This window comes from Flavobacterium sp. (assembly GCF_035456085.1).
GTDB lineage: Bacteria > Bacteroidota > Bacteroidia > Flavobacteriales > Flavobacteriaceae > Flavobacterium.
Genome location: NZ_DATIDY010000072.1, coordinates 1 through 4,356, shown reverse-complemented (window position 1 = coordinate 4,356; position 4,356 = coordinate 1). Strand labels below are relative to the sequence as shown.

The following is a 4,356-nucleotide window of genomic DNA, read 5'->3' as shown; positions in this document are numbered from 1 at the left end:
CTTCTTTGAAAAAACTCGTTTTGGGTGATAAAGCCGAGGAGATTTTGGGCTATAATTTCATTAAAAACAATTTATAAATTGACATCAAAAATAAAAACCGCAATTAAGACTAAGGTTAATTTTATTGGATTACCAATTTTGGCTTTATGTTGGGTAAGTTTTTTTTGGGGAACAACATGGTTGGCTTCCAAAGAAGCAGTTAAACACATGCCTGCATTGCAAGTTGCTGGGATAAGGCAATTTATTGCAGGTTTTCTTTATTTGTGCTATTTTGTGAGCAAAAGAACACCCTGGCCCAAAGGAAAACAATGGAAAAGTATTCTGATTCTTAGTTTACTCAATTTTGTATTGAGTAATGGACTCAGTACCTGGGGCGTCAAATACATCAGTAGCGGACTGGGAGCTATAATTGGAGCGATGGTTCCTTTGTGGATTGTATTTATCAGTCTTTTTAAAGGGGAAAGAATCAGTCGGCTGGCCATTTTTGGGATTTTGATTTGTTTTGGGGGCATTTGTTTTATATTTTACGAACACTTGCTGGATTTCCTGCAACCAGATTTTCAATTTGGTATATTGCTCTCAATAGTAGCAACAATTACGTGGGCCTTTGGTACTTTATACACCAAGAAAAAAGCCGCGAGTTTTAATCCTTATTTTAGTTTGGGATTGCAAATGTTCATTTCCAGCATTTTTGTTTTTGCCTTCGTCGTGACTACGGGCATTGGTATTCCAATTTCCGAAATTCCTGTTAGTTCCTGGTGGCCAATTATTTATTTGGTTCTTATTGGTTCGATTTTAACTTTCATTGCATTTATTTATGCTTTGCAAAAACTACCTACCGAATTGAGTAGCTTGTATGCTTATCTAAACCCAATAGTTGCGGTGATTTTGGGTTTCTTTATTTTTGGTGAACCTTTAACAATTGCCATCATTTTTGGTGGAAGCATTACTTTAATCGGGCTGTATCTAATCAATTATGCGATGCGAAAAAAGGTTAATTAAGATTTAAGATTAGGGTTTAAGTAACAAATGGAGTAGGTTTTGGGTTATAGTTTCATTAAAACCAATTGTCATAAATTTTATCAAAATGCTACAAAGCGATTTCTTACTATTGCTTTATTCCAGATTCAGCAATAGAACAGATTGTTTTTTTTAACCACATAGACATAGATTTTTTTTTAGTTTTAAAAAAAGGACACTTCGTTTTAAATAGATTACATAGGCTATGTGACCCGAGAATGAAGGTCGAACAGACGAAGTAAAAAAACTGGTTTTTCTATTCTATCTTTTAACATTCTGTATAAATCTAGTCCCTATGTGGTTAAAATTTAGGGCAATTTCTCAAAATAATTCTAATGGGGAATCTGGTTTATTACTTTTTCAACTCATATTCATAATGTGGTATGCCAGTTTCATTATCAGGGAAATTCATTTCTCTGGTTTTTGAAGCGCCGAGTTTTAAAACTGCTTTTTGCGAACGAATATTTTCTGACCCAACATGAAAAAACACCGAAGTAACGTTCTGAAAAGCATAATCAAGCAATAATTTTTTTACTGATTGATTATAAGCTCCACCCCAAAATTTTCTTCCAATAAAAGTAAAGCCAATGGCAACGCTTGATTCTTCTGGATTATAATCATAGTATCGAGTCGTTCCCATGATTTCATTATTTTTTTTATCCAAAATTAAAAAAGCTGTTTTAGCATCAATTGCTGCATCAAAAAAGGGTTTAAAAACTTCTATTTTATACCTGTCTTTCTTAGGATGTTGTTCCCAAATTAACGGGTCTGATGCTACTTTATAAAGCACTTCAAAATGATTTTCCTCGAGCGGAATTAATTTTACAATATCATTTTCAAGTAATTCAGGTTGTAAATTCAAAATGGATAGGCTCATTATATTTGGTTTAAATTGGCATCTAAGATATTGGTTTTCTACAAAATAGCTTATATTTTCTTAATCTGAACACAGGAAACATTATCCAATTTTACTTCATTTCCAGTATTTTCAAGTAATCCTGTTTTTAGATTTCTTTTGAAAACAACCACATTTCCGGTTAAAACATTCGAAGCTATTAAAAATTTTCCAGATTCATCAATCGCAAAAATTCTGGGATGATTTCCTAAAGTGGATTGATAACCAATATTTTTCAAAAACCCTTTTTTATCAATTGAAAAAATCGCGATGTTGTTTTCTTTTCCTCTATTTGAAGCATATAGAAATTTACCGTCGGGTGAAATGTGAATATCGGAACTTTCAAAACCTGCTGTAATAGTTTCGGGATGGGTTTTTATTCGTTGAATTTTGTTCAAAGTTCCGTTATTATATTGATAAACACTTATTTCGCCAGCCATTTCCTCAATACAATAACCAAATTTTTGGTTTGGATGAAAAGTCAAATGTCGTGGTCCACTTTCTAAATCGGTTTTGATAAATGGAATTTTCGTTTCAACTAAAGGCTGCTTTTTAGTTTCATCAAATTGATAACAACGGATTTTATCAGCTCCCAAATCAGGTAAAAACAAATAATCAAATTGCGGTGAAAAGATAGCTGAATGAACATGCGAACGAGTTTGTCTTTCTTTATTGACGCTTCCGTCCATGTATTGGAAATTTTGTGCAATCGAATCGATTTTTCCATTTTCTAATATCGGATGAACCGAAACACTTCCTTCTGTATAATTGGCATTCACCAACCATTTTCCACTTTTATGAACCGAAACATAGACTGGATTTTCGCCACCACTTGATTGTTTATTCAAAAAACCCAGTGATTTATTTTGCGGATTAAATTCGAAGCTACTGACGCTTCCGGCCTTTGGAGTTTTGGTATCTGTGCAAGCGTAAACATATTTCCCATTTGGCGAAACAGTCAAAAAAGATGGATTGATTATGTCTTTAGCACCCGTTACTTTGGTCAATTTTCCAGTTAAAGTATCTAATTGATAAACTATAATGGACTCAGCATTTTTGTCTCTACAATAAGATCCTAAAAAAACATAAGTGTTTTGCGAAAAAATCTGGAAAGATACCAGAAAGATAATTAGTACAAGGTAGTTTTTTGTTTTCAAGTTGCTATTTTGATTGATGTTATGCTTCTTTTTTAATGCTGATATAATAAATCATACGCGTTGTGTGAAATTATTTTTTAACACATAGAAACATAGAATTTATAGTTTTTTTAAAAGAACTAGATAACTGTTTCACTTCTCACATAGCAATCTATGTGACCCGAGACCGAAGGGCGAACTGACGAAGTAAAAACAGTGCTATTTCTATTCATTCTTTACATATTAACTATAAAACCTATGTTTCTATGTAGTTCATTTTTTATTTAAACAGAATTTCACCCAACGGGTTAAATCATTTAATATTCTAAAATAGTGATTTCAGTACCTTCCAAATCACTGGTAATGTACAACTGGCACGAAAGCCTTATTGCGTCTTCATTATATCCCATTTTAGATAATGTTGTCGGCTCATTGCGTTCTTTGATTGCAGAATTGCCTTTTATTCCAATTGCTTTTACTACACAAGTAGCACAACGACCAACACCTCCACATTCGCCAAAACTATCCAAGCTCAATTGTTCTTTCAAAAGAAACATCAAATTAGGGTAACTGCCGTGCATCACTTTAATCGGATAATGTTTTTCATTTTCAATGACGGTAAATTGAATTAATGGAAGTTCTTTTGTCAAAATTAAAACTTTGAATGGTTTATAAACAAAAACGTACTGCGATTGCAGTACGTTTTATTAGTTATTCGGTTGAATTAACAAAACTCGTTGAAAGCATCTTGTAAATTCTCTGCGATAGTTTCGGCAGGACGTCCTTCGATATGGTGACGCTCTAACATATGAACCAATTCTCCGTTTTTGAACAAAGCCATACTTGGCGATGATGGAGGAAAAGGGAACATATGTTGTCTTGCTGCATCAACAGCTTCTTTGTCAACACCAGCAAAGACAGTGATTAATTGATCCGGCTGTTTAGCACCTTTCAAACTCATTGCTGCTCCTGGACGTGCATTTCTAGCAGCACAACCACAAACAGAATTCACTACTACGAATGTTGTGCCTTCAGCTTTTATAGCATTATCTACAGCTTCAGCACTATGTAAATCTTGAAAACCTACAGCTGTTAATTCAGCCTGCATTGGTTTTACCATTTCTTCTGGATACATATTCTATTTTTTTATGTTTAACTTTTTTTGAAGTACAAAGTTACAAAGTTTAGTTACAACAATTTAATTTGAATTATAAAGTTTTGTTATTGTTTGATTGCTAAATCCTTACAGTTATGTCTGTTGTTTTATATTTTAAATCGAAACGAATATCCTAGAGCTACAAAATA

At 33.1% G+C, this 4,356-nt stretch carries 5 protein-coding genes; 1 reads left to right on the top strand and 4 read right to left on the bottom strand.

Features of this window, described 5'->3' with window-relative positions; genetic code table 11:
- Positions 1 to 78 precede the first annotated feature (78 nt).
- Positions 79 to 1,002 (top strand): DMT family transporter, encoded by a 924-nt coding sequence (locus VLC96_RS05610; protein WP_325261207.1) that lies wholly within the window; start codon positions 79 to 81, stop codon positions 1,000 to 1,002.
- 370 nt (positions 1,003 to 1,372) lie between these two features.
- Here VLC96_RS05610 and VLC96_RS05605 read toward each other — a convergent pair whose 3' ends face one another.
- The 4 genes from VLC96_RS05605 to VLC96_RS05590 form a co-directional block, all read right to left on the bottom strand.
- Positions 1,373 to 1,897 (bottom strand): GNAT family N-acetyltransferase, encoded by a 525-nt coding sequence (locus VLC96_RS05605; protein WP_325261206.1) that lies wholly within the window; start codon positions 1,895 to 1,897, stop codon positions 1,373 to 1,375.
- Positions 1,898 to 1,947: 50 nt separating this feature from the next.
- Positions 1,948 to 3,072, bottom strand: a complete 1,125-nt coding sequence (locus tag VLC96_RS05600; protein WP_325261205.1) for a lactonase family protein — start codon at positions 3,070 to 3,072, stop codon at positions 1,948 to 1,950.
- A 296-nt stretch (positions 3,073 to 3,368) separates the two neighbouring features.
- The gene (locus VLC96_RS05595; RefSeq protein WP_325261204.1) at positions 3,369 to 3,701 is read right to left on the bottom strand and encodes a 2Fe-2S iron-sulfur cluster-binding family protein; all 333 of its coding nucleotides are present in this window, start codon (positions 3,699 to 3,701) and stop codon (positions 3,369 to 3,371) included.
- A gap of 74 nt (positions 3,702 to 3,775) precedes the next feature.
- Positions 3,776 to 4,186 carry a BrxA/BrxB family bacilliredoxin gene (locus VLC96_RS05590; RefSeq protein ID WP_325261203.1) on the bottom strand — a complete coding sequence of 137 codons (411 nt, stop codon included), beginning with the start codon at positions 4,184 to 4,186 and terminating at the stop codon, positions 3,776 to 3,778.
- Positions 4,187 to 4,356 lie beyond the last annotated feature (170 nt).